This window comes from Delftia sp., from assembly GCF_059499305.1.
Map to the genome: position 1 here is coordinate 268,345 of NZ_JCABYI010000030.1, position 18,184 is coordinate 286,528.

14 protein-coding genes and 1 other RNA gene are annotated in these 18,184 nt (G+C 68.0%); 7 read left to right on the top strand and 8 right to left on the bottom strand.

The genetic code is table 11. The annotated features are described in order from the left end of the window. Positions 1 to 20: 20 nt before the first annotated feature. The 6 genes from AC5I49_RS17860 to dapF form a co-directional block, all read right to left on the bottom strand. Positions 21 to 1,805 (bottom strand): STAS domain-containing protein, encoded by a 1,785-nt coding sequence (locus AC5I49_RS17860; protein ID WP_034366288.1) that lies wholly within the window; start codon positions 1,803 to 1,805, stop codon positions 21 to 23. 45 nt (positions 1,806 to 1,850) lie between these two features. Then, positions 1,851 to 2,345, bottom strand: a complete 495-nt coding sequence (gene dksA, locus AC5I49_RS17865; RefSeq protein WP_016448042.1) for an RNA polymerase-binding protein DksA — start codon at positions 2,343 to 2,345, stop codon at positions 1,851 to 1,853. 530 nt (positions 2,346 to 2,875) lie between these two features. Beyond that, complete coding sequence (locus AC5I49_RS17870; protein ID WP_464182859.1) at positions 2,876 to 3,991, bottom strand: CobW family GTP-binding protein; 1,116 nt, start codon at positions 3,989 to 3,991, stop codon at positions 2,876 to 2,878. Between the two features lie 134 nt (positions 3,992 to 4,125). Next, positions 4,126 to 5,214, bottom strand: a complete 1,089-nt coding sequence (locus AC5I49_RS17875; RefSeq protein ID WP_279493346.1) for a tyrosine recombinase XerC — start codon at positions 5,212 to 5,214, stop codon at positions 4,126 to 4,128. Positions 5,215 to 5,228: 14 nt separating this feature from the next. After that, positions 5,229 to 5,942 carry a DUF484 family protein gene (locus AC5I49_RS17880; protein ID WP_016448045.1) on the bottom strand — a complete coding sequence of 238 codons (714 nt, stop codon included), beginning with the start codon at positions 5,940 to 5,942 and terminating at the stop codon, positions 5,229 to 5,231. Then, on the bottom strand, positions 5,939 to 6,799 hold the full coding sequence (gene dapF, locus AC5I49_RS17885; RefSeq protein WP_016448046.1) for a diaminopimelate epimerase: 861 nt from the start codon (positions 6,797 to 6,799) through the stop codon (positions 5,939 to 5,941). The genes AC5I49_RS17880 and dapF overlap by 4 nt, the downstream gene beginning before the upstream one ends. A 127-nt stretch (positions 6,800 to 6,926) precedes the next feature. Between dapF and AC5I49_RS17890 the strand changes: the two genes are divergently transcribed. The 4 genes from AC5I49_RS17890 (at position 6,927) to AC5I49_RS17905 (ending at position 13,462) form a co-directional block, all read left to right on the top strand. Further along, positions 6,927 to 8,597, top strand: a complete 1,671-nt coding sequence (locus AC5I49_RS17890; RefSeq protein ID WP_070080665.1) for an MBL fold metallo-hydrolase — start codon at positions 6,927 to 6,929, stop codon at positions 8,595 to 8,597. Positions 8,598 to 8,650: 53 nt separating this feature from the next. Continuing rightward, the gene (locus AC5I49_RS17895; protein WP_012203381.1) at positions 8,651 to 9,394 is read left to right on the top strand and encodes a pseudouridine synthase; all 744 of its coding nucleotides are present in this window, start codon (positions 8,651 to 8,653) and stop codon (positions 9,392 to 9,394) included. Between the two features lie 95 nt (positions 9,395 to 9,489). After that, positions 9,490 to 10,812: a sigma-70 family RNA polymerase sigma factor gene (locus AC5I49_RS17900; protein WP_151019291.1), complete on the top strand. Its 1,323-nt coding sequence runs from the start codon at positions 9,490 to 9,492 to the stop codon at positions 10,810 to 10,812. Between the two features lie 163 nt (positions 10,813 to 10,975). Continuing rightward, complete coding sequence (locus AC5I49_RS17905) at positions 10,976 to 13,462, top strand: TonB-dependent siderophore receptor (protein WP_495789678.1); 2,487 nt, start codon at positions 10,976 to 10,978, stop codon at positions 13,460 to 13,462. A 44-nt stretch (positions 13,463 to 13,506) separates the two neighbouring features. Here the strand turns inward: AC5I49_RS17905 and rnpB are convergent. Both rnpB and AC5I49_RS17915 read right to left on the bottom strand, forming a co-directional pair. Further along, positions 13,507 to 13,939: RNase P RNA component class A (rnpB, locus tag AC5I49_RS17910), an RNA gene on the bottom strand. 56 nt (positions 13,940 to 13,995) lie between these two features. Then, a complete protein-coding gene (locus AC5I49_RS17915; protein WP_016453123.1) occupies positions 13,996 to 14,790 on the bottom strand; it encodes an AraC family transcriptional regulator in 795 nt (264 codons plus the stop codon). A 96-nt stretch (positions 14,791 to 14,886) separates the two neighbouring features. On the opposite strand from AC5I49_RS17915, the gene AC5I49_RS17920 reads away from it, so the two are divergent. The 3 genes from AC5I49_RS17920 to AC5I49_RS17930 all read left to right on the top strand — a co-directional run bounded on the left by AC5I49_RS17920 (position 14,887) and on the right by AC5I49_RS17930 (position 18,153). Further along, entirely contained in the window at positions 14,887 to 15,786 is a 900-nt protein-coding gene (locus AC5I49_RS17920; protein ID WP_016448051.1) for a DMT family transporter, read from the top strand. Positions 15,787 to 16,044: 258 nt separating this feature from the next. After that, positions 16,045 to 17,370, top strand: coding sequence for an MFS transporter (locus AC5I49_RS17925; protein WP_016448052.1), 1,326 nt, complete (start codon positions 16,045 to 16,047; stop codon positions 17,368 to 17,370). A gap of 105 nt (positions 17,371 to 17,475) precedes the next feature. Next, positions 17,476 to 18,153 (top strand): DUF2848 domain-containing protein, encoded by a 678-nt coding sequence (locus AC5I49_RS17930; RefSeq protein WP_016448053.1) that lies wholly within the window; start codon positions 17,476 to 17,478, stop codon positions 18,151 to 18,153. Positions 18,154 to 18,184: the final 31 nt, after the last annotated feature.

Consider the following 18,184-nt stretch of genomic DNA (forward strand, 5'->3'; position numbering starts at 1 on the left):
GAATGCCGCCGCTCGGCAGGTCAGTCCCGTCTTGGCGTTACCTGCGCATGCTCCTGGATGCCGATCACATTGAAGAATACGGCCACCAGCTGGTGCAGCTGGCCGAACTGCAGCACATGGCCCAGCGACTGCATGTGGGCCGCCCAGTTGAGCACGGAGCCGGCCGCCGCAAAGTCCATGCGCACCAGCTGGGTGCAGTCGATGAACACCGGCTCGCCCAGGCTGGCGCCTTCCTGCACCGGGTCCAGCCAGGTGGAGGCATCGCCTTCGATGGTGCCGGACAGCGCAAATCGCACGGTATCCGCCGGGGCGGCAGCGCCCGGCTGCACAGGGGCTTGTGCACCGCCGGACTCGACGGCTTGCGTCAGGCACTGGCAGACCGGGTCCACCCATGCAGGTGGCGAGACTTCGTAGGTCACGCAGTAGTCCAGGGCCACCAGCTCGAAATCATCCTGCCGGTTCATCAGGCGCAGCACGGCCATGCGCAGGCGCCACCACAGCGTATCTACAGCGGAGTCGCCCGACGGAGCCAGCGCGCCCAGCAGCGCCTGCAGCCGGTCCGCGTTGAGCAGCACGAATACGCCCTGGGAATCGGCCCATTGCTGCAGCAGCGCCTCCAAGGCGGTGGCTGCCGCCTCGTCGATGTGGGTCACGGCAGCCCAGTCCAGGGTCCAGGGACCGGCGGCCTTGGCCTGGGAGGCCTTCAGCGCCGTGACGGCGCTGGGCGTGACCTGGGCGGGAGCGCTCCAGCGCCAGCCGCGCCCTGCCGCTGCGCCGGGAAGGGGCGCCATCGCGGCGGTGCGCTGCTGCGGCATCGCGAACCACTGGGGAGCGGAGCGGCCGAAGCGCGCCGCGAATTCAATGCCGGCCTTGTCGAACTGCAGCGGGCGATCGGCCGCGCGGTACAGGTCCAGCAAGGCCAGCCAGACCGGCAGCTGCGCAGGCACATCGCGCCGCTCGATCAGCTCCAGCATGCCCTGCTCGGCGCCGTCCACGTCGCCATTGGCAAAGAGGATGGCCGGCTCTTCGAGGTCGGGATCGTGCTCGAACACCACGAAGGATGGCGGCACCATGTCCATGGGCTGCGGGGCAGAGACCTCGGTGGCCGCGAAGGCGGGCAGGAAATCGGTCGCCCCCTCCAATGGCCGCAGGGGGCGGGCCATGGGCATGGAATCCATGAGGGGAGCCGTGGAGACGGACGGCACCTGCGGCGCAGGTGCCAGGCTCATGGGCAAGGTGGTGGCAAAGGCCGCCACATCGCCGGCCGAGGCGATGGCCGCAGGCACCACGTCGCTGAGCATGGGGATCTGGCCCGGCGGCGGCTGCTTGCGAAACGACGCCGGCGCGGGGTTGCCGCCAGCGGGCAGCGCCATGGGAATGGTGGTGGCGTCGGCCGCCTGCTTGCCCCGCCACCATTGCTGGGACATCTGGGCCTCGATCTCGTCGATCTTCTTGAGCGTGACGGCGCGCTCGCCGGAGGATTTGGAGCTCAGCAGGCTGCTGAGGAATTGCGAGCCCTGCGCAGCCGGTCCGGGCACGCCGACACCGACAGATGCGCTGCCCGGCCGGGAGGCCTGTTGCAACTCGGCCTGGCGCAGGCGGCGCAGCTGGTCGAACTCGCGCTTGCGCACGAAATCGTTGCGGCGCTTGCGCTCGATCATTTCCTTGAGCGCCTGCTTGCTGTACTGGCTCTCCTGGTCAGCGTCGAGGCCGTCGAGATCGGACCAATTGACCGTCGGGTGGCGCACAAAGCGCACCACCTTGGACAACAACCCTCCCGATTTGCTGCTCTCTTCTTTTGCCATGGCGAATCAGATTAGCACCACCGTTCCGAAGGCCGTTGCCGCAACTCAATCTCCGTACATCTTCTGCTTGAGCTCGCGTCGCTGCTGGGCCTCCAGCGACAGCGTGGCCGTGGGACGGGCCAGCAGGCGGCCCACGCCGATGGGCTCGCCGGTTTCGTCGCAGTAGCCGTAGTCGCCTGCGTCGATGCGTGCAATGGATTGCTCGATCTTCTTGAGCAGCTTGCGCTCGCGGTCGCGGGTGCGCAGTTCCAGCGCGTGCTCTTCCTCGATGGTGGCGCGGTCGGCCGGATCGGGAACCACCACGGTGTCCTCGCGCAGGTTTTCTGCCGTCTCGCCCGCGTTGGTGTGCATGTCGTGCTTGAGAGTGAGCAGCTTCAGGCGGAAGAACGCCATCTGCTTCTCATTCATGTAGTCGTCATCGGACATGGCCAGCACTTCGGCATCCGTCAGCTCCTCCGCCGACTTGGTCTTCCAGGCATTGGCCAGCTTGGGGTCTCGTTTCGTCGATCCCGACGAAGGCGTTTGCGTAGTGGTAGGCATAGTGTTGGTTTCGCTAACTTAGTCCGAGCCGGGGGCATCGGACGGGGCCATGGATGGTACTGTCAATCGAGGCGCCCGGGTCGAATGCCATGTAGGACAGCCGATCGCCGCAGTTGCGGAACCTGCCGGCTTCCCCTTGCGGCGGGGTGCGGCAATCCAGGCCGTGCGGCGGCCGTGCGTGCAAAGAGCCCTTTTCCAGCCAGCGCGGGAGGCCAGGTCGACGACGCCGACCGCAGTGCGGACCGCGGCCTTCTGGCTTGCAGCCGGGGCCTGGGCGGCCACTGACGGCTTCTTGCTGGATTCGGCGCTCACTTGCTGTCTCCTCACGGTATGGGCGACCCCTGCGGGGCAGTCCATTGGGCTTGGGGGCTCTCTTCAGGGGCGCGATTGTATCGATGCTCTACAGGAGCGCAAGCCGTTGCACATACCCCACATGAAAGCAGAGGAACCGCCTGCAGATGCGGGCGGCTCCTGCGTCAATCAGATGTCAGCAAAAACCATGTGATTCCTCACAAAAGTTCACAGACGGCTCAGACCAGGCACTGCTCCAGGCCCTGCAGGAAGATGTCCTGGGGCAGGTCGATGCCGATGAAGACCATCTTGCTCTGGCGCTTTTCGTCTTCGGCCCATTGCGGTCCCAGGTCGCTGCCCATGAGCTGGTGCACCCCCTGGAAGATGACCTTGCGCTCCGTGCCCTGCATGTTCAGCACGCCCTTGTAGCGCAGCATGCGCGGGCCATAGATGTTGACGATGGCGCCCAGGAAGTCCTCCAGGCGGGCAGGGTCGAACGCGCGGTCGGCACGGTAGACGAAGCTCTTGACGTCGTCATCGTGGTGATGGTGGTGAGGATGATTGCAGTGTTCGCCGTGCTCGTGATCATGGGCGTGGCTGTGGGCGTGGTCGTGCCCGCAGCTCTCGTCATGCTCGTGGTCATGGCTGCAGTGCTCGCCATGCTCGTGCTTGTGATCATGGCCGTGGTCGTGATCGTCTTCCTTGAGGAAGTCGGGATCGATGTCCAACTTGGCATTGAGGTTGAAGCCACGCAGGTCGAAGACTTCGTTCAGGGGCACTTCGCCGAAATGCACGGCGCGGATGGGCGCGCGCGGGTTCATGTGCTTGAGGCGGTGGATGAGCGCGTTCTTCTCGTCCTCGCTGACCAGATCGGTCTTGGACAGGAAGAGCTGGTCGGCAAAGCCGACCTGGCGGCGCGCTTCCTGGCGGTCGTCCAGCTGCTGGTTGGCGTGCTTGGCGTCGACCAGGGTCAGGATGGAGTCGATGAGATAGGTCTCGGCGATCTCGTCGTCCATGAAGAAGGTCTGGGCGACGGGACCGGGATCGGCCAGGCCCGTGGTCTCGATCACGATGCGGTCGAACTCCACCAGGCCCTTTCGGCGCTTGGAGGCCAGCAGCTGCAGGGTCTCGCGCAGGTCTTCGCGGATGGTGCAGCAGATGCAGCCGTTGCTCATCTGCAGGATCTGCTCTTTGGACTCCGTCTTGAGAATGTCGGTGTCGATGTTTTCTTCGCCGAACTCGTTCTCGATCACGGCGATCTTCATGCCGTGGGACTCGCTGAGCACGCGCTTGAGCAGCGTGGTCTTGCCCGAGCCCAGGAAGCCGGTAAGGATGGTGACGGGAATCAGTGCCATGGGATTGCTTTCAGAAAATTCAGCAAAGGGAAGCGGCAAGGCCCGTCCACCATGGACGGGCCTTGTCGAAAAGACGTTCCGAATAAGTTTAGCGAGCCTGTCAAGTGCTGTTTTGCCAGAGGGCTTGGCCTTTTTTATTCGAGGTTGTCCTTTTCAGGGGTTTCGCCGATTTCGCCGACTTGCCTGCTGTCGCCGCTCTTGCGGCGCGCGCGCGGGTGGGCGCTCTCGTAGGCCTGGGCCAGATGCTGGAAATCCAGGCGCGTGTAAATCTGCGTGGTCGAGATGCTGGCGTGGCCCAGCAGCTCCTGCACGGCGCGCAGATCGCCGCTGGACTGCAGCATGTGGCTGGCGAACGAATGCCGCAGCACATGGGGATGGACACCGGCCGACAGGCCGGCCTGCTGCCCGCGCTGGCGCAGCCGCGCCCAGACCGACTGCGCGCCCAGGCGCTCGCCGCGCCGGCCGATGAAAAGGGCGGGTTCGTGCTGCGCAGCCTGTGCGGCCGCCCCCGCAAGACCCGTTTCCCGAAGGGCCAGCCAGCGCTGCAGCGCCTGCAGCGCGGCCGCTCCCACGGGCACGGTGCGGCGCTTGCCGCCCTTGCCCTGCACGTGGGCGTCGGCGGACTGCAGGTCTATCCAGCCACGGCCCTGGCGCTGCGTGTCCTGGCCGGGCGCCACGTCCAACCCCACCAGTTCGCCCACGCGCAGGCCGCAGCTGTACAGCAATTCGGTGATGGCGGCGTCGCGCGCCTCGATCCAGGGGTCGGCATCGGCGTTGCTGAAGGCGACCAGCTGCACGGCGTCATCCACGCCCAATGCCTTGGGCAGGGGTTTGGGTGCCTTGGGGCCGCGCACGCCCTCCACAGGATTGAAAGGCACCAGCGACTGCTGGGCCGCCCAGCGGAAGAAGCTGCGCCAGCCGGACAGGATGAGCGCAATGCCGCGCGGGCTGCGGCCCCGGGAATGCATCCGGGCCACGAAGCGGCGGATGTGGGCGGGCTGCAGCGCCAGCAGTTCCTGGCCGGCGTCGCGGGCCATGGCGCACAGCCGGGCCATGTCCAGCGCATAGAGCTCGCAGGTGCGGTCGGCCAGGCGCTTTTGCACGCGCACATGCTCCAGATAGGCATGGACGGCGGAGGGGAGCAGCGCCAGGTCCTCTGCCTCCAGATCCTCTGCCGGAAGGCCGCCTTCCGGGAGCCCGTCCCTGTCCGATGCCCCCGGCATGGGCTTTCAGCCGATCAGCCGCGCGCCAGGGTCAGCGCCACGGGCCGCATGCGCGAGAGGGCCGCGCTGGCCAGGGCCGCGATGCGCGAGAGGAATTCCGTGCCCATGGTGGCCTCGAAGCGCAGCGGATCGGGCGAGCCCAGGACCAGCATGCCGAAGGCATGGGCCGGGTTGCCGGGGTCGCCATCGTGCAGGGTGAGCAGGGCCAGGGACTGGGCCGCGTCGGGATCGACCAGCCAGCCGCCGGGCTCGAAGCCCATGTTGGGGCCGCAAAACGGCATGGTCAGCGAGGCAGCGAAGGACTTGGCATCGTCGCTGACGCCCATGGTGTAGATGCTGCTGGTCTGCGCGCCGGAGACGTTCCACAGGCGCAGGGCCACCTGGGGCACCTCGAAGACATGCTGCAGGCTGGCCGTCAGCGCATGGGGCAGTTCGCGCAGGTCCTGGACCTTGGCCAGGGCGCAGCTCCAGGCGTGCAGCTTGTCGGCGATGGAGGCGTTCTCGCTGCTGTGCCGCATCATGTCCATGATGCGGTGCTCCAGGCCCTTGATCTTCTCGCGCAGCATCTCGGCCTGGCGTTCCTGCAGGCTTACGGTGCGCGGGCTGTGGCTGCTGACCAGCTGCACGCGCGCGAGCATCTCGGCGTGGCGCTCGAAGAATTCCGGATGGTTCAGCAGGTAGTCGGCAATCGTCTCTTCGGTGACGGCGATATCGGTAGTGCTGTTCATGGCTGGTCGGGAACCTCGATCTGTCCTTCAAAAACAAACTCTGCGGGGCCGGTCATGCGCACTGCGCCGCCGTCCCACTCGATGGTCAGCCGGCCGCCGCGGGTGTGCACATCGACGCGCGCGTCGAGCAGCCCCCAGCGGATGCCGGCCACCACGGCCGCGCAGGCGCCCGTGCCGCAGGCCAGCGTCTCGCCGGCACCGCGCTCGTACACACGCAGCCGGATCTGGCCGCGATCGACGATCTGCATGAATCCCGCATTGACGCGCTGGGGAAAGCGCGCATGGCGCTCGATCAGCGGGCCCCAGGTGGCCACGGGCGCATGGTCCACATCGTCGACCAGCTGCACCGCATGCGGGTTGCCCATGGAAACGGGGGCGATCCAGACCGTGGCTTCGTCGCCCAGCTGCAGGGGCCATTGCTGCGCCGCACCCAGCGGGCGGGGAACCAGGCCTGCACCATCGAAGGGCACCAGGGCGGGCTCCAGCACGGGCTGGCCCATGTCCACGGTGACGCGGCCATCGGCATGCAGCTCGGGGGCGATGAGGCCGGCCAGCGTCTGCACGCGGATGACGGACTTGTCCGTCAGTCCCTTGTCGTGCACATAGCGGGCAAAGCAGCGCGCGCCGTTGCCGCACTGCTCGACCTCGCCGCCGTCGGCGTTGTGGATCACGTATTCGAAGTCGATGCCTTCGGCGGGCGAGGGCCGCACCGTGAGGATCTGGTCGGCGCCCACGCCGAATTGGCGGTGGGCCAGAAAGCGGTACTGGGCTGCGCTCAGGCCCAGCGGGCCGGCGGTTTCGTCAAGGACCACGAAATCGTTGCCAGCGCCCTGCATCTTGGTAAAGCGGATCTGCATCCCGCGATTATCCCCTGCACGGCAGCCTCATGGCGCAATCCGGGGCATGCCCTGGTGCAGACCGCCATCCAGCCGCCTGCGTCTCCGGCGCAACAGCACGATGCAGGTCCATCCGCATAATGCCCCCATGACCCGCCCCAGCCAGCTCCTGCACCCCCAGCGCCAGCCCGTAGACACGCTCAAGGCCTCCACCGTTTTGCTGATGCGCGACCGCGCCGATGGCAGCGGACTGGAAGTGCTCATGACAAGGCGCTCGCCCAAGGCCAGCTTCGTGCCCAGCGCCTATGTCTTCCCGGGCGGCGGCATCGAGGCCCAGGACTCTGCCGACGCCGCCCATGCCTGCGCCAGCACCCGCCCCGCCCAGGCCGGCGATGGCCTGCGCGTCACCCAGGCCATCGCCGGCCTGCGCGAGACTTTCGAGGAGCTCGGCATTTTGCTGGCCCACGATGCCCAGGGCCGACCGGTATCGGCCGCCGAGCTGGCCACGCTGGACCGCAATGCTCCCCTGGTTCCCCAGTGCGAGGCACGCGGCCTGCGCCTGGCCGTGGATGCGCTGTGGTACCTGGCCCACTGGACGGCCGACCGCGACCTGCCCCGGCGCTTCGATGTGCCCTTCTTCGTGGCGCGCATGCCCGAAGGCCAGGAGCCTGACGCCGACGGATCGGAACAGTTCGAGCCCATCTGGGTGAGCCCCCAGCAAGCGCTGGAGCGCCACCGCGCCGGCAGCTTTCCCATGATCTTTCCCACCATCCGCACGCTGGACCGGCTCAGCCGCTTCGCGGGCACCGATGCCGTGTTCGCCGCCCTGCAAGGCGAGCGGCCGCTGTGGCAGTGCTGCCCGCGCACCGGCTTTCTCGATGGCAAGGAAGCCCGCCACATGGAGGACGAGGCCCCCTTCGGCGAGCTGGAAATGGTCTGCCCGGACGGCCAGATCCTGCACACGCTGGACTGGCAGAGCGAGCGCGCCGTGCCCTTGCGCAAGAACCTGCTGCGCCTGACGGCCCCCAACCCCGGCGTGATGACCGGCCCCGGCACCAACAGCTATCTGGTGGGCGATGCCGCCACGGGCTACATCTGCATCGATCCCGGCCCGGCCGACGCCGCGCATGTGCAGCGCCTGTTCGAGGCGGCCGGCGGCGACATACGCCACATCCTGTGCACCCACTCCCATGCCGACCATTCGCCGGGCGCTGCCCTGCTGCAGGCGCTGGCGGTGCAGGCCGGCAAGCCACGCCCGGCCATCGGCGGCCTGCCTTCGGCACCCACGGCCCGGCCAGCCAGCCGCTTCACGCCAGACCACGTGCTGGCAGATGGCCAGCGCATCGCCGTGCAGGATGCGCAAGGCACCGTCACCCACACGCTGCAGGCCGTGTTCACGCCGGGCCATGCGGCCAACCACGTGTGCTTTCTGCTGGAGGAAGATGCCCTGCTGTTCAGCGGCGACCACATCCTCAACGGCAGCACCACCATCATCGATCCGCCCGACGGCAACATGCGCGAGTACATCGATTCGCTGGACAGGCTGGACGCGCTGTGCGCCGCGCACGATGCGCGCTTCATCCTGCCGGCCCATGGCTATGTGCTGGGCTTTGCGCGCCAGGCGATCGCCAAGCTGAAGGCCCACCGGCTGGCACGCGAGGCCAAGGTGCTGGCCGCCATGCAAAGACAGCCCGACGGCAGCGTGCAGGACTGGGTGCGCCTGGCCTATGACGACGCCCCGCCCCAGCTGTGGCCGATTGCCGAGCGCTCGCTGCTGGCGCATGTGGAGCGCATCCGTGCGCTGTGCGGGCGGCAATGACCGGCAATGACCGACGACGCGCGCGGGGCCTGGTATCTGGTTAAGCTGCGCGCATGTCTGAATCTGAAAGCGTTCGCCTGGCCAAGCGCCTGGCCGAACAGGAACAATGCTCGCGCCGCGAGGCCGAGCTGCATATCACCGCCGGCAACGTCCAGGTGGACGGCAAGGTCGTGCAACTGCCCGAGACGCGCGTGCGCCCCGAGCAGCAGGTCACGCTGCGCAGCGGCGCCCAGCCCGAGGCCGTGCCGCCCGTCACCCTGCTGATGAACAAGCCTGCGGGCTACACCCAGGGCCGGCCCTATGGCCGGGTGCGCAGCGCCCACTCCCTGCTGGGCGAAGCCAGCATGGCCCAGGTGGACACGCCCATGCCGCTGCTGGTGCTGGCCCAGCACTTCAAGAACCTGGAATCCTTCCTGCCCCTGCCGCTGCCTGCCAGCGGCCTCATCGTCTACACCCAGGACAAGCGCGTGGCGCGCAAGCTGGGCGAGGAAGGCATGTGGCTGGAGCAGGAATGCATCGTCGGCGTCGAGGGCCAGATCCACGAGGACGGCCTGGAGCTGATGAAGGCCGGCCTGCCGATCGGCAAGCGCCAGCTGCCGCCCTGCCGCGTGAGCTGGCAGAACGAGAACCACCTGCGCTTTGCGCTCAAGGGCATCGCCCCCGACGAGATCGACGCCATGTGCACCGAAGTGGGCCTGCGCGTGGTCAGCCTGCGCCGCCTGCGCATTGGCCGCCTCTCTCTGGCCAAGGTGCCCGAAGGCCAGTGGCGCTACCTGATGCCCTGGGAGCGGTTCTAGGCCGGCATTGCCGGGTGCGCGGCGGGCAGCACATTCGGCAAATGAGAATCATTTCATAGAATGCGGGATTCCCGTGCTGCCTTCGGGCCTCCCGCATGCCTGCGCCCGCCTCTTCCTCTTCTTCCCTGCTGAGCAACTTCCAGGACAGCTACCACGAGCTGGTGCGCTTCGTGGCGCGCCGCGCCGGCCCGCAGGCCGCGCGTGACCTGGTGCATGACGCCTGGATACGCCTGGCCGAACGCCAGCGCGGCGAAAGCGATGCGCCCGCCGCGCCGGACAGTCCGCCAGGCGCCAGCCGCGCCTATCTCTACGCGGTGATGGAGAACATCGCCATCGACCACCTGCGCCATGGCCAGCGCACGGCCGAGCGCTTTGACACCAGCGCGAGGGAAGGCGAGCCGCCCTCCCCACTCAGCCCCGATGTGGCCGACACCCATTCCTACCGCCAGGCCCTGGCCGGGGTCGAAGGCGCCCTGGCGCAGTTGCCGGCGCGCTGCCGCGACATCTTCCTGGCCGACCGCATCGAGGGCGCCTCGCATGCCGAGCTGGCCGAGCGCCACGGCGTCTCGGTCAAAACCGTGGAACGCGAGGTCATGCGCGCCATGGACAGCGTGGAAGCCTCGCTGCACCGCTGGCGCGGAGACACCGCCGCACCCGCACCACGCACGGGCCGCCGCCGCGCCCTGTCCACCCTGCTGGGGATGGCGGGCCTGGGTGTCGGCAGCCCGGCGATCTGGCTGGCCTGGCGCCAGTGGATGCCGCAGTACCAGGTGCGGCTGGCCACGGCCACCGGCCGCCTGCTGAACCAGCCCCTGCCCGACGGCAGCACCCTGACGCTGGACGCCGCCAGCCGCGCCGAGGTGGATTTCTACGCCACGCGCCGCCAGGTGCGGCTGCTGGCCGGCAGCGCCTTCTTCGCCGTGGCGCGCGACACGGAACGGCCCTTCGTGGTCCAGGCGGCGGACGTACAGGTCACCGTGCTGGGCACGCGCTTCGAGGTGGCGCTGGAGGACGATGCGGTGCTGGTCGCCGTCGATGCGGGCCGCGTGCAGGTGCGCGACGGCAGCGGCGCCCGGCATGCACTGGGCGCAGGCCAGATGCTGCGCCTGGCGCCAGGCCAGACGGCCGCCGTGCAAACGGTTGCGGCAGTGGCCGCCTGGCGCGAGGGCTGGCTGGACTTCCAGAACACGCCGCTGGCCGAGGTGGTCCGGCGCCTGGAGCGCTACAGCCTGCAGCCACTGCGCGTGGAGCCCGACGCCGCCGCCCTGCCCGTGCTGGGGCGCGTGCGCATTGTGGCAGCCCAGGGCTGGCTGCGCATGCTCCCGCGCACCCTGCCGGTCAGCGTGCAGGAAGAGGTGCAGCAAAAGGAACAGGGCCCGGGAACCGGGCGCACCCTGGTCATCCGCCGCCGCAGCTGATGCGCCCATAGCCCCGGAGCGCCCATGGCCCCGGAATGCACGGCGCATGCGCACCAGGCGTGAGGGAATGCCTGCGCCCGTTCGTATAGGCATGAGGACCCGGGAACGCGACGCATTCGCAGCCCGGGAATCGCCATTGCCCAGATCCGCCACGGGACCTTCCATGTCTTCATTCCCCTCCAAGCCTTCCCGCCTTGCCTGCAGCCTTGCCCGCCACCATGCCGTTGCCGCGGGCATCGCGCTGCTGGCCGTGCAGCTGTCTCCAGCCGCGCTGGCCCAGGCAGCACCGGCCACGGCCACGGCCGCCAGCACCGACTTCCACATTCCCGCCCAGCCGCTGGACCAGGCGCTGGCCCAACTGGCCCGCCAGGCCGGCCTGCAACTGCTGGCTGCGCCCGAACTCGTGCAGGGCCGCCGCGCGCCCGCCGTGGAAGGGCGCCTGAGCACCGCCGCCGCCGTGGCCCGGCTGCTGCGCGGCAGCGGGCTGGAAGGCCATGTGAGCCAGGGCACGCTGGTGGTGGAAAAGCCCGCCGGTACCGTGGCCCTGCCCGAAGTCACGGTGTCCGCCGTGGGCGAGACCACGACCACCGAGGGCTCGGGCTCCTACACCACGGGGCTGATGAGCACCTCGACCAAGCTGCCGCTGTCCATCCGCGAGACGCCCCAGTCCCTCACCGTGGTCACGCGCCAGAAGATGGACGACCAGGGCATGCTGTCCATCGACGACGTGGCCAACAGCGCCACCGGCATCACCATCAACCGCTGGAGCGACGACCGGGCGCGCTATTTCTCGCGCGGGTTCGTGATCGGTTCGTTCCTGCAGGACGGCGTGCCCGTCTCGTATGAAACCGACACCTCCACCTACGACACCATGGCCATGTACGACCACGTGGAAGTGGTGCGCGGCCCCACGGGGCTGATGACGGGCGTGGGCGACCCTTCGGGCACCATCAACTTCGTGCGCAAGCGCGCGCCGCGCACCACCCAGCGCTCGGTCACCCTGCGCGGCGGCAGCTGGAACCAGGCCGTGGGCGAGGTCGATGTGGGCGGCGCCCTCAACGAGGACGGTTCGGCACGCGGGCGTGTGGTGGCCTCGGCCCAGTCGCGTGACCACTTCATTGATGGCTACAGCAGCCGCCGCCAGCTGCTGTACGGCACCGCCGAGTTCGACCTGGGGCGCGACACCACGCTGAGCGTGGGCGGCTCCTATGTGAACGAAGACAACCCCGGCTCGCAATGGATGGGCGTGCCCATGGGCTTCGATGGCTCCTTCCTCGACATTGCGCGATCCAGGCGTTTCTCGCCCTCCTGGAGCAAATGGGACAAGAAGGAGGTCAGCCTGTTCGCCGACCTGGAGCACCGCTTCGACAACGGCTGGAAGGCCAGGCTGGCCGCGCGCGCCCTGCAGGCCCAGTCCGCGCTGGACGGCGCCTACCTGGTCTCGGGCGGCCAGGACGACCAGGGCCGCACGCGCTACGACGTGGCCGGCGGCCTCTACGACTACGACAAGCGCCAGCTCAGCCTTGATGCCTCGGCCCAGGGCCCCGTGCGCCTGTTCGGCCGCGAGCATGACCTGGCCTTCGGCCTCAGCCGCCGCACCATCCGCTGGAGCGACCAGGGCTACAGCTACCTGTCGCCCACGGGGGAATGGCTGATCGCCAATGGCGTCGATCCCTATACCTGGAACCCCGACTCGCTGGACCGCTCCGGCCTGCTGGCCGAAGACCTGTGGACGCGCCGCCAGAAGACCACGCTGACCTCGGCCTACGCCACGGGCCGCTTCCTGCTGGCCGAGCCGCTGAACCTGATCGCCGGCGCGCGCCTGGACTGGTACGACTTCACCAACGTCCAGCGCCAGGGCAGCTGGAGCCGGGAGCGCGAATTCAGCGAGAAAGCCCATGCCACGCCCTATGCGGCGCTGACCTATGACATCAGCAAGACCTACTCGGCCTATGCCAGCTACACCAGCATCTTCCGGCCGCAGGATTTTCTGGATGTCTCGGGCAGCATGCTGGCGCCGGTGGAGGGCCGCAATTTCGAGCTGGGCCTCAAGGGCAGCTACCTGGACGAGCGCGTGAACCTGGCCGTTGCCGTGTTCAACACCACGCAGGACAACCTGCCCCAGGCCATCGCGGACATCAACTCCTGCACGGTGAAGACCAATTGCTACCGCTCCGTCGGCAAGGTCAGGAGCAAGGGGCTGGACGTGGACATCAGCGGCGAGATCCTGCCGCGCCTGAACGCCGGCCTTGGCTATACCTTCACCCAGGCCGAGATCGCCAGCGACAGCACCGAAGGCGCCAAGGGCGCGCCCTATGCCAGCTACACGCCGCGCCACCAGCTCAAGCTGTCGGCCATGTACCACCTGGGCGGCGAGCTGGGCGCATGGCGCGTGGGCGGCGGCCTGCGCTACCAGAGCCGCACCACGTCCGAGTCGCTGACCAGCGCCGAAGGCTATGCAATCCGCCAGCCCGCCCATGCCGTGGCCGACCTGGTCATCGGCTATCGGGTGAACCGGCAGCTGGACCTGCAGATGAACGTCAGCAACCTGTTCGACCGCCGCTACTTCGAGACCCTGGGCACGAACAACGGCGGCAACTATTTCGGCGTGCCGCGCAGGCTGCTGCTGACGGCCAAATACCAGTTCTGAACCGCCCATGAAAATGCCCCGCCGGTGGCGGGGCATGGAAAAAAGTGTGAAGCGCGCCGATAAGCCGGATTCTGTGCACGCGGTTGCCCGCATGTGACCGCCATTAATCTGGGCCGGGCGTCGCCGCCCGGCTCGGTGCTACCTACCCGCACACTCCGGGGGCCCCGTCAACGTGTGCCTACTTGGTATTGCTGCGCGTAGAGATTGCCCGTTTCACCCGGGGACGCGTTCCGCGTCCCCGGGTGGCTATGGGGCCCAGGCTTTCGCCTGGGCGTCTGGCTTGCGCCATCCGTCGCCAGCTTGCGCTGGCACCCCATAGAACACCAAGTTGGCGGCACATGTCCCCGACTCGTCTCTGTTGCTCTGATCCTCACCTCACGGTGGACAGCCGTTAGCTGCTACGCTGCCCTGTGCAGTCCGGACGTTCCTCCAGTGCCGTGTTTCCACGATTGCACCAGCGGCGGTCTGGCGTGCTTCACGGGCGGCATTATCTCGCGGCTGGGGCCGGGCTGCAGACAGATGGCGCAACAGCCTCACGGCGGCATGCAGAACTCGCGGCGGAATTGTTCTGGCGAGGTGCCGGCCTCGCGCTGGAACATGGCGATGAAGGCCGAGGGCGTGCTGTAGCCCAGGTCATAGGCGATCTGCTGCACGCTCAGGCCGGCCTCCAGCGCGTCGATGGCCAGCAGGTAGCGCATGCGCTGGCGCCATTCGCCCAGGCCCATGCCCAGCTCGCGCTGGCAGTGGCGCGCCAGGGTGCGCTCGGTCATGTGCACGCTGGCGGCCCATTGGGCCAGGCTGCGGTGGTCCTCGGGCGCAGCGCGCATGCGGGTCAGCACTTCGACCAGGGCCGGGTGTTCGGCGGCCGGCAGATAGCCGGGCTCCACGGGAACGGCCCGCAACTGGTCGTAGAGCACACGGGCCAGGCGCAGGTCGGCGTCGGTGGCGGGAATGTGCACGTCGCGCACGGCAAAGTCGGCCAGGATGGCCTTGACGATGGCGCCGATGCGCATGGAGCACGGCTGCGCCGGCAGCTCCCTGCACAACGCAGGCGCCAGGTAGACCGAGCGGTAGACCACGGCGTGCGCCACATGGCAGCTGTGCACCACGCCGGGCGGCACCCAGACGCCGTACTGCGGCGGCGAGACCCAGCGCTGGCCTGCCGTGTCCATGCACATGCTGCCGTGGGGCGTGTAGTTCAGGTGACCCCAGCTGTGGCTGTGCGGCGGCACCTCGGTGTCGGCGCCGAATTCGTCGTAGCGGAAGTAGTACTCGCCCGGCACATCCTCGACGTTCTGGATGCGCATGGGCTTGCTGGGACGGGGCATGGCGGATGGTCCGGGTTGCGCTATCGATTGTCCGAAACCAGGGATGCACTCCAAGTCGGACAGAACGATCATAGGACCAGTCTTAGGAGTCTTCCAATGGGGTCTTACCTTTTCCCTTTGATCGCCGTGCTCATCTGGTCGGTCAATACCGTGGTCAGCAAGATGGCGGCCGACAGCATCGGCGCGGCCGAGATCGGTTTCTACCGCTGGCTGGTGGCAGCCGTGCTGTTCACGCCTTTCCTGCTGCCGTCCATCTGGCGCCAGCGCGCCGACATCCGGCCGCTGCTGCCGCGCCTCGTCGTGCTGGGAATGCTGGGCATGGTGATCTACCAGAGCCTGGCCTACTACGCGGCCCATATGACATCGGCCACGCACATGGGCCTGATCGGCTCGCTCACGCCCATGATGGTGCTGGGCCTGTCCACCGCCATGCTGGGCCAGGCGCTGAGCCGGGGCGCCGTGCTGGGCTGCGTGCTGGCGATTGCGGGCGTGGCCCTGGTGGTGTCTTCGGGGCAGCCTGCCACCTTGCTCACCCAGGGCCTCAATGGCGGTGACGCGCTGATGTTCGTGGCCATGCTGGCCTATGCCGTCTACAACATCCTGCTCAAGCGCTGGCCCATGCCGCGCCTGGCCACGGTGCAACTGCTGTACCTGCAGATCCTGGTGGCCGTGATCGCGCAGCTGCCGCTGTTCCTGATGGCGCCGCGCACGGGGCTGAACGCGGCCAACCTGCCGCTGGTGGGCTTTGCGGGCATCATGGCCTCCATCGCCGCGCCGCTGCTGTGGATGATGTCGGTGGCGCGCATCGGGCCGGGCCGCTCCAGCATGTTCTTCAACCTGGTACCCATCTTCACGGCCGTGATCGCCTTCATGGCATTGGGCGAGCCCCTGGCGGCCTACCACGCCGTGGGCGGCGTGCTGACCATCGGCGGCCTGCTGCTGGCCGAGCTGTGGAAGCAGCCCTTGCGTGCGCCGCGTGCCGCCGCCACCGCCTGAAAAAATCAGGGTTTTCCCGAGCGCAAATGGTGCACGCATGCCGCATGCCGGTGCGGCGCCCGCACCATTGCTGCCCATAAGAATTTGCATTCAGGCCTGCTCATAATTTCTTGTTGGACAGCCCTGTCCTGCCTTTCGATACTGCCGCCAAAGGAACCGCTGCAAGCGCCAGACGCCTGAGGTTCCCACGACACACGGGCCCGGTCCCAGCGGCCTGGCCCGTGTGCCCGCTGCACTTTCGAAGACAGGAGACACCCCATGAGCAGCCCGGCATCCGCCGCACATCCCCTCGCACAGAGCACAGGCGCCGGCGAGGCCGCGTCCCTCGACATGGACGCCACCTACCGCAAGATCGCCTGGCGCCTGATCCCTTTTCTGGTCCTGCTCTTCATCCTGGCCTGGATAGACCGCGTCAACGTCGGTTTCGCCAAGCTGCAGATGCTGGACGACCTGCAGTTCAGCGAGGCCATCTACGGCCTGGGCGCAGGCATCTTCTTCATCGGCTACTTCCTGTTCGAGGTGCCCAGCAACCTGCTGCTGGAGAAGATCGGCGCACGCAAGACGCTGGCGCGCATCACCATCCTGTGGGGCGCGGCCTCCATGGCCATGGCCTACGTGACCACGCCCACCATGTTCTACGTGCTGCGCTTCGTGCTGGGCGTGGTGGAGGCCGGCTTCTTCCCCGGCGTGGTGCTGTACCTGACCTACTGGTTCCCGGCCCGCCACCGGGCGCGCGTCAACGGCCTGTTCATGACCTCGTTCGCCATTGCCGGCGCCGTGGGCGGCCCGATTGCGGGCGCCATCATGAATGGCATGCAGGGCGTGGGCCATCTGTCCAACTGGCAGTGGCTGTTCATCCTGGAAGGCATTCCCTCGGTGATCGCCGGCTTCTTCGTGCTGCTGTACCTGCCCGAAAAGCCCGCCAACGCCAGGTGGCTGAGCGCGGCCGAGCAGCGCGCCGTGACCGCCGCCGTGGAGGCCGAGAACCAGGGCGGCCACAAGCATGTGTCCTTCCTGGATGCCTGCCGCAACTACCGCGTGTGGCTGTGCGCCGCCGTGTATTTCTGCATCGTCAGCGGCAACGCCACCATCGCGTTCTGGTCGCCGTCCATCATCAAGGAGATCGGCATCCAGAACACGCTGCAGATCGGCCTGATCTCGGCCATTCCCTTCCTGGCCGGCACGCTGGCCATGGTCTGGAACGGCATGCATTCGGACAAGACCGGCGAGCGCCGCATGCACTGCGCCCTGTCCGCGCTGATCGCGGCGGCGGGCCTGATCCTCACGGGCCTGTTCCTGCACAACGCCGTGCTCGCCCTGTGCGCGCTGACGCTGGCCTCCATCGGCATCCTCGCGGCCTTTCCCGTGTTCTGGTCGATTCCTGCCGCCTTCCTGGCCGGCACGGCGGCGGCCGGCGGCATTGCACTGATCAACTCCATCGGCAACCTGGCCGGCTTCGTGGCGCCCTACATGATCGGCGCGCTCAAGACCAGCACGGGATCGCTGTCCTCGGGCCTGTACTTCGTGGCAGCCCTCGAATTCCTGGCGGCCTTCCTGGTCGTGCTCTTCGTCAGGAAGCAGTGAGGCCTGCGCGTGCGGTGCCGCTCCACGCCCTCCGCACGCCACAGCCTGACTTCCGCGTTTTCTCACCGGGGCCCGCGGCCCCGAATTCCCCCTGGATCGCCTGCCATGCAACTGCAGTTCACCACCCCCGAAGGCCAGACCTTCGCCCCTGAATTCGACACCCTCATCGTCGCCGGCTGGGCCGGCCGCGACCGCGATGCCATCGAGCACCACATCGAGGAGCTGGCCGCCATCGGCATCCCGCGCCCCAGCGCCGTGCCGCTGTACTACCGCATCTCCAGCAACCAGCTGAGCCAGCACAGCGCGCTGCAGGTGCTGGGCCCGGACTCCTCGGGCGAGGTCGAGGTCTTCGTGTTCACGCACGAAGGCGAGATGTTCGTGAGCCTGGCCTCCGACCACACGGACCGCAAGCTGGAAGCCTACAGCGTGGCCTTTTCCAAGCAGGCCTGCGTCAAGCCCGTGGCCACCCAGGCCTGGCGCTTTGCCGACGTGGCCGGCCACTGGGATGAGCTGGTCGTGCGCTCGTGGATCGTGGAAGACGGCCGCGAGGTGCTCTACCAGGAAGGCACGCTGGCCAGCCTGCGCACGCCCCAGGACCTGATCGCAGGCTTCACGGGCGGCAAGGATCTGCTGCCCGCAGGCTGCGGCATGACCTGCGGCACGGTGGGCGCCATCGGCGGCATCCGCCCCTCGACGCAGTTCTCCATGGAGCTGTACGATCCCCGCAGCCAGCGTTCCATCCGCCACAGCTACCGCAGCGAACTGCTGGACGTCGTGGCCTGAGCCGCGACTCCGATCCGCCCACGCCCGCCTT

Coding starts and splice junctions, on each gene's coding strand:
- AC5I49_RS17860 (WP_034366288.1), bottom strand. CDS start 1,805: ATGGCAAAAGAAGAGAGCAGCAAATCGGGAGGGTTGTTGTCCAAGGTG.
- dksA (WP_016448042.1), bottom strand. CDS start 2,345: ATGCCTACCACTACGCAAACGCCTTCGTCGGGATCGACGAAACGAGAC.
- AC5I49_RS17870 (WP_464182859.1), bottom strand. CDS start 3,991: ATGGCACTGATTCCCGTCACCATCCTTACCGGCTTCCTGGGCTCGGGC.
- AC5I49_RS17875 (WP_279493346.1), bottom strand. CDS start 5,214: ATGCCGGGGGCATCGGACAGGGACGGGCTCCCGGAAGGCGGCCTTCCG.
- AC5I49_RS17880 (WP_016448045.1), bottom strand. CDS start 5,942: ATGAACAGCACTACCGATATCGCCGTCACCGAAGAGACGATTGCCGAC.
- dapF (WP_016448046.1), bottom strand. CDS start 6,799: ATGCAGATCCGCTTTACCAAGATGCAGGGCGCTGGCAACGATTTCGTG.
- AC5I49_RS17890 (WP_070080665.1), top strand. CDS start 6,927: ATGACCCGCCCCAGCCAGCTCCTGCACCCCCAGCGCCAGCCCGTAGAC.
- AC5I49_RS17895 (WP_012203381.1), top strand. CDS start 8,651: ATGTCTGAATCTGAAAGCGTTCGCCTGGCCAAGCGCCTGGCCGAACAG.
- AC5I49_RS17900 (WP_151019291.1), top strand. CDS start 9,490: ATGCCTGCGCCCGCCTCTTCCTCTTCTTCCCTGCTGAGCAACTTCCAG.
- AC5I49_RS17905 (WP_495789678.1), top strand. CDS start 10,976: ATGTCTTCATTCCCCTCCAAGCCTTCCCGCCTTGCCTGCAGCCTTGCC.
- AC5I49_RS17915 (WP_016453123.1), bottom strand. CDS start 14,790: ATGCCCCGTCCCAGCAAGCCCATGCGCATCCAGAACGTCGAGGATGTG.
- AC5I49_RS17920 (WP_016448051.1), top strand. CDS start 14,887: ATGGGGTCTTACCTTTTCCCTTTGATCGCCGTGCTCATCTGGTCGGTC.
- AC5I49_RS17925 (WP_016448052.1), top strand. CDS start 16,045: ATGAGCAGCCCGGCATCCGCCGCACATCCCCTCGCACAGAGCACAGGC.
- AC5I49_RS17930 (WP_016448053.1), top strand. CDS start 17,476: ATGCAACTGCAGTTCACCACCCCCGAAGGCCAGACCTTCGCCCCTGAA.